This window comes from Dietzia sp. E1 (genome assembly GCF_014145015.1).
In the GTDB taxonomy this organism is placed as follows: Bacteria; Actinomycetota; Actinomycetes; order Mycobacteriales; family Mycobacteriaceae; genus Dietzia; species Dietzia cinnamea_A.
In genome coordinates this window covers 1-5589 of sequence record NZ_JAALDU010000004.1, presented here as the reverse complement: position 1 = coordinate 5589, position 5589 = coordinate 1, and the positions used below count along the sequence as shown (strand labels likewise).

Sequence of the window (5589 nt, the reverse complement as noted above, 5' to 3'; positions counted from 1 at the left end):
TGGCGGCTCTCGGCGCGCGTGACGCGCTCGAGACCCACGCCGCACACCTGCCCGCGGCGGGCGGTGCCCACCTGCGCTCGGGAGAGGAGATGGCCGACCTGTTCGACCGGTGGCCCGACGCCGTCGCCGGGGCCGACAGGCTGGGCCGGGAGTGCGCGTTCGACCTGCGGCTCATCGCCCCGCAGCTGCCGCCGTTCGACGTCCCCGAGGGCCACACCGAGGACACCATGCTCGCCGAGCTCGCCTACGCCGGCGCCGCCCGCCGCTACGGCACCCGTGAGGAGGCACCGGAGGCGTACGCGCAGATCGACCGCGAGCTGAAGGTGATCGCCGAGCTGGGTTTCCCCGGGTACTTCCTCGTGGTCCACGACATCGTCGAGTTCTGCCGCCGCGAGGGCATCCTCTGCCAGGGCCGGGGCTCGGCCGCCAACTCGGCGGTCTGCTACTCACTGGGCATCACCAACGTCGACCCGGTGCGCGCCCAACTCCTGTTCGAGCGGTTCCTGGCGCCTGAGCGCGACGGCCCGCCCGACATCGACGTGGACATCGAGTCCGGTCGTCGGGAGGAGGCCATCCAGTACGTCTACTCCCGGTACGGGCGGGACTACGCCGCCCAGGTGGCCAACGTCATCACCTACCGAGGGCGCTCGGCGGTGCGGGACGTGGCCCGGGCGCTCGGATACTCCCCGGGGCAGCAGGACGCCTGGTCCAAGAGCGTCGACCGGTGGTCGGGGCTGAAGAACCACGAGCGCGAGGCCACCGAGCACACCGTCCCGCCCGACGTGCTCGCGCTGGCACGGCAGCTCGTCGGCCTGCCCCGACACCTGGGCATCCACTCCGGCGGCATGGTGATCTGTGACCGCCCGGTGGCCGACGTGGTGCCCGTCGAATGGGCGCGGATGCCGGGGCGGACGGTGCTGCAGTGGGACAAGGACGACTGCGCGGCGGTCGGACTGGTCAAGTTCGACATGCTGGGTCTGGGCATGCTCACCGCACTCCACCACGCCATCGACCTGGCGGCCGAGCACAAGGACCTCGACGTGGACCTGGCCCGACTGGACCTCGCGGACCCGCAGGTCTACGAGATGCTCTGCCGCGGCGACTCCGTGGGCGTGTTCCAGGTGGAGTCACGCGCCCAGATGGCCACCCTGCCGCGGCTGCGACCCCGGACGTTCTACGACCTCGTGGTGGAGGTCGCCCTCATCCGTCCGGGTCCCATCCAGGGTGGTTCCGTCCACCCCTACATCCGTCGGCGCAACGGCCGGGAGAAGGTGGTGTTCGACCACCCGGCGCTCGAGTCCGTGCTGGGGCGGACGCTGGGGATCCCCCTGTTTCAGGAGCAGCTCATGCAGATCGCCACGGTGATCGCCGGTTTCACCGGCGCGGAGGCCGACCAGCTGCGCCGGGCGATGGGGGCCAAGCGGTCCCCGGAACGGATGGCGCGGCTGAAGGAGCGGTTCTTCGCGGGCATGCGCGAACTGCACGGCATCGGCACCAGTCCGCCGGGGACCCCGTACACCGGCCCGGAGGTGGGGGAGCGGATCTGGGAGAAGATGTGCGCCTTCGCCAACTACGGCTTCCCCGAGAGCCACTCCCAGTCCTTCGCCGCGATCGTCTACTACTCCGCGTGGTTCAAGTGTCACCACCCGGCGATCTTCTGCGCCGCCCTGCTGCGCAGCCAGCCCATGGGCTTCTACTCACCCCAGTCGCTGGTGGCCGACGCCCGCAGGCACGGTGTCACCGTGCACCGGCCGTGCGTCAACCGCTCGCTCGGCGGCGCCACCTGCGAGAACGACGGCACAGAGGTGCGCCTCGGCCTGGAGTCCGTGCGGGCGATCGGGGAGGATCTGGCCACCGCGATCGCCGACGAGCGCGACAGTCACGGCCCCTACACCTCCGCGGCCGACCTCGCCGGGCGCACCGGACTGTCCGTCCGGCAGATGGAGGCACTGGCCACCGCCGGGGCGCTCGACTCGCTCGGCACGGGAGGACGCCGCGCGGCCCTGTGGTCGGCGGCCACCGCGGCCCGTGAGAAGCCCGGCATGCTGCCCGGGCTCAGCCAGGTCGACGCTCCCGCGCTCCCCGGGATGAGCGTTCTCGAACTGACCTCCGCGGACCTCGCCGCCACCGGCATCAGCCCGGAGGAGTACCCGACCGTCCACGCCCGACCGTGGCTCGACTCCCAGGGGGTGTGCACCACCGCCGGGCTCGCGCACGTCCCCGACGGCAGCCGCATCCGGGTCGCCGGGGCGGTCACCCACCGACAGCGGCCCGCCACCGCGGAGGGCGTGACCTTCCTCAGCCTCGAGGACGAGACCGGCATGACCAACATCGTCTGCTCGGTCGGGCTGTGGGCGCGCTACCGGCCGATCGTCTCCTCGGCCCCGGCGCTCATCGTCCGCGGCACGGTGGAGAACCGCTCGGGCGCGGTCAGCGTGGTGGCGGACAAGATCGAACGTCTCCACCTCGGCATGGCCATCGGCCGCAGCAGGGACTTCCGGTGACCGCCCGCGGCGGCGCCAGAGGGGCCGCGCCCACGGACGGCGTCAGGCGGCCCGCACCGAGGCGATCGCGCGGACGCTGGCGACCGCACACACCACCCAGATGACGATGAGCACCGCCACCGTCAGCAGGCTCGCCGCATGCCATCCGAGGTAATGAGCGCCCAGGCCGCAGGTCGACAACGGATAGGTCATCGCCCACCACCCCGGGGTGAACGGCATCCGGGCCAGGAGCCCCCGCACCGTCGTCAGCACCGCGAACGCGCCCAGTCCCGCACCGGCGACCAGCACGGTGGCCCCGTACGCCCGGGCCACGCTCGCCAGCGCCGGACCCGAGAGCACCTGTGCCGCCGCCGTGGACTGTCCCACGATCCCCAGCGGAATCCATGTCGAGGTCGACAACACCACCGGCACCGGCGCGCGGAACCACGCATGGTGGTACGCCATCACGATCACCGCGCCCCCCAGCGCCAACGCCAGCACGAAGCAGAACACGCACGCCGCCGACAACAGCACCCTGACGACATCCGACTCGAACTGCCGGACGATCACGCCACCCGCCGTCGCCGAGACCATCGGCGGCACCATCGGCAACGCCCACGTGGGGAGCGGATGGTCGGGTCGCGTGGCGAACAGCCACACCGCGAACCCCACCGCCGTGGCCAGGCCGAGCACCGTGCCCGCGGCCCACAGCGCCACATCCACACCGAAGGCGATCCACGACAGCATCGGCGCGTGGGCCTCCACCACGATGAACGTCGCCGACCCCACCGCGAGCAGTCCCATCGAGACCATGCCCCACAGCGGGAGCATCGCCGCGTCCCGCACAGACGACGTCCACATGTCCGGATCTCGCGCCACCGACCTGGCGAACCCCGCGCCCAGCCCGACCAACAGGACCCAACCCGCGATGAGCATGACCACCGCCGCCGGCGAGAAACCGGGCACCCGCACCGAGTGGAGCTGCAGGAGCGTGGCCAGGCCACCGGTTCCCATCACCGCGCCGAACCACGCAGGCCCCGGGCCGGGAACAGCGGGCGCCGCAGGTCCTCGTCCTGCTCCGGGGGTCTCGGTCACCAGGACACTATGCCCCCGGCCGACCCCGAGCGAAGAACCGGGGGAGGGCGCGGACCATGCACGGATACCGCGGCGGCAGGCGGGGCGAGGCCGTACCTTCGGGGCATGAGCGTCCCCTCCGCCGACCGCCTTCCCGCCGCGGCACTCGACGACCTCCGTACCCGTCTCGACCACTCACACCTCATCACCGACCCCGACCTCCTGCAGAGCTACCGGCAGGACTGGGCCAAGGCCCCCGACCCCGGTATGCCCCTCGCCGTGGTGCGCGCACGCACCACCGAGGACGTCCAGGAGGTCATGCGCTGGGCGAGCGCCCACTCCGTACCGGTCGTCCCGCGCGGCGCGGGATCCGGGCTGTCCGGCGGCGCCACCGCCGTGGACGGCGGGATAGTCCTGTCCACGGAACTCATGCGCGACCTCCACGTCGACCCCGTCACCCGCACGGCCACCGTCCAACCAGGGCTGTACAACGCCGAGGTCAAACAGGCCGTCGCCGAACACGGCCTCTGGTACCCACCGGACCCGTCCTCCTACGAGATCTGCTCGATCGGCGGCAACATCGCGACCAACGCCGGCGGACTGTGCTGCGTGAAGTACGGAGTCACCACCGACTACGTCCTCGGGATGACGGTCGTCCTGGCCGACGGCACCGCCGTCCGACTCGGCGGACCGCGGCTCAAGGACACCGCCGGACTGAGCCTGACGAAGCTGTTCGTCGGCAGCGAGGGGACGTTGGGCGTCGTCACCGAGATCATCCTGCGGCTCATCCCCGCCCAGCCACCGCGGTCGACGGTGGTGGGGATCTTCCCCGACGTCGTCGCGTGCAGCGAGGCGGTCCTGGCCATCACCCGGCGGATCCGCCCCGCGATGCTCGAGTTCATGGACACCGTCAGCATCCGCGCCGTCGAGGCGGACCTGCGGATGGGTCTCGACACCGACGCCGGCGCCATGCTGCTCGCCCAGTCCGACCTGACCGGACCCGACCGCGCGACCGAGACCGAGTTCATGGCCGAGGCCTTCCGCACCAATGGCGCCACCGAGGTCTTCGCCACCGACGACCCCGACGAGGGCGAACAGTTCACCATGGCGCGCCGGGCCGCGTTCACGAGCCTGGGCAAGGTCGGGACCCTGCTCCTCGAAGACGTCGGCGTGCCGCTGCCCTCGCTGCCCCGGCTCGTCGCGGGAATCGAGGAGATCTCCGCGCGTCGGGACGTCCCGATCGCCCTCGTCGCCCACGCCGGGGACGGCAACACCCACCCCATCATCGTCCTCACCGACGACGACCCGGACCGCGCCGAGCGGGCCCGTCTGGCGTTCGGCGAGGTGATGGACCTCGCGATCGGGATGGGCGGCACGATCACGGGCGAGCACGGCGTCGGACGCCTCAAGGCACCCTGGCTGCCCGCGCAGCTGGGCGACGACGTCATGGACCTGACCCGGCGCATCAAGAACGCGCTCGACCCGCAGGGGATCCTCAACCCCGGAACGATGCTCTGACACCCGCCGCCACCCGCCGCAGAGGCCGCCGCGCCCGCCGCCACCCGCCGCCGCGCGGCCCCGGACCGGAATCAGGCCCGATCCCGGGGATCTCCCCGATGCGCGGCCGTGCCCGGTCGACGAGCATCCATCTCATGGCCACCGACCGACTCTGCCTGCTGCTCTACCGGTCCCTGCTGCTGACGACCGCGGCGGTGGCGCTCGGCCTGGGCGTCGCCGCCGGCCTCGAGGCGCCCACCATCACACCCGAATACCAACTCACCGGCTACTGGCGCGCCTACGGGCTGCTCGTCTTCGCGGCCCTGTCCGCCTACCTCGGCGCGACCCCGCCCGGAGCGGCCGTGCTGTGGCTGGTCGTGATCTTCCACAAGGCGTCCATGACCATGACCGCCGTGCTCCTGCTCCGCCACGACGTGACCGGCGCGCCCGCCGCGGCCGCGATCGACGGGGCGATCGCCCTGGCCACGCTCCTCGCGCTCGGTCTGCGACGGCCCGCCGCGCGGGCGGCCCGACC

At 72.3% G+C, this 5589-nt stretch carries 4 protein-coding genes; 3 read left to right on the top strand and 1 reads right to left on the bottom strand.

Translation table 11 applies throughout. From position 1 onward, the window contains the following. Positions 1 to 2504 (top strand): error-prone DNA polymerase (locus G6030_RS00170; protein ID WP_182641806.1); only part of this gene is annotated, 2504 nt, incomplete at its 5' end. Positions 2505 to 2546: 42 nt separating this feature from the next. Here G6030_RS00170 and G6030_RS00165 read toward each other — a convergent pair. Beyond that, the gene (locus G6030_RS00165; protein ID WP_206680880.1) at positions 2547 to 3578 is read right to left on the bottom strand and encodes a C4-dicarboxylate ABC transporter; all 1032 of its coding nucleotides are present in this window, start codon (positions 3576 to 3578) and stop codon (positions 2547 to 2549) included. A 105-nt stretch (positions 3579 to 3683) separates the two neighbouring features. Here G6030_RS00165 and G6030_RS00160 point away from each other — a divergent pair, with 105 nt between their 5' ends. Both G6030_RS00160 and G6030_RS00155 read left to right on the top strand, forming a co-directional pair. Then, entirely contained in the window at positions 3684 to 5075 is a 1392-nt protein-coding gene (locus tag G6030_RS00160) for an FAD-linked oxidase C-terminal domain-containing protein (protein WP_187701409.1), read from the top strand. Between the two features lie 134 nt (positions 5076 to 5209). Beyond that, a partial coding sequence (locus G6030_RS00155) for a hypothetical protein (protein ID WP_182641805.1) occupies positions 5210 to 5589 on the top strand: 380 nt, incomplete at its 3' end.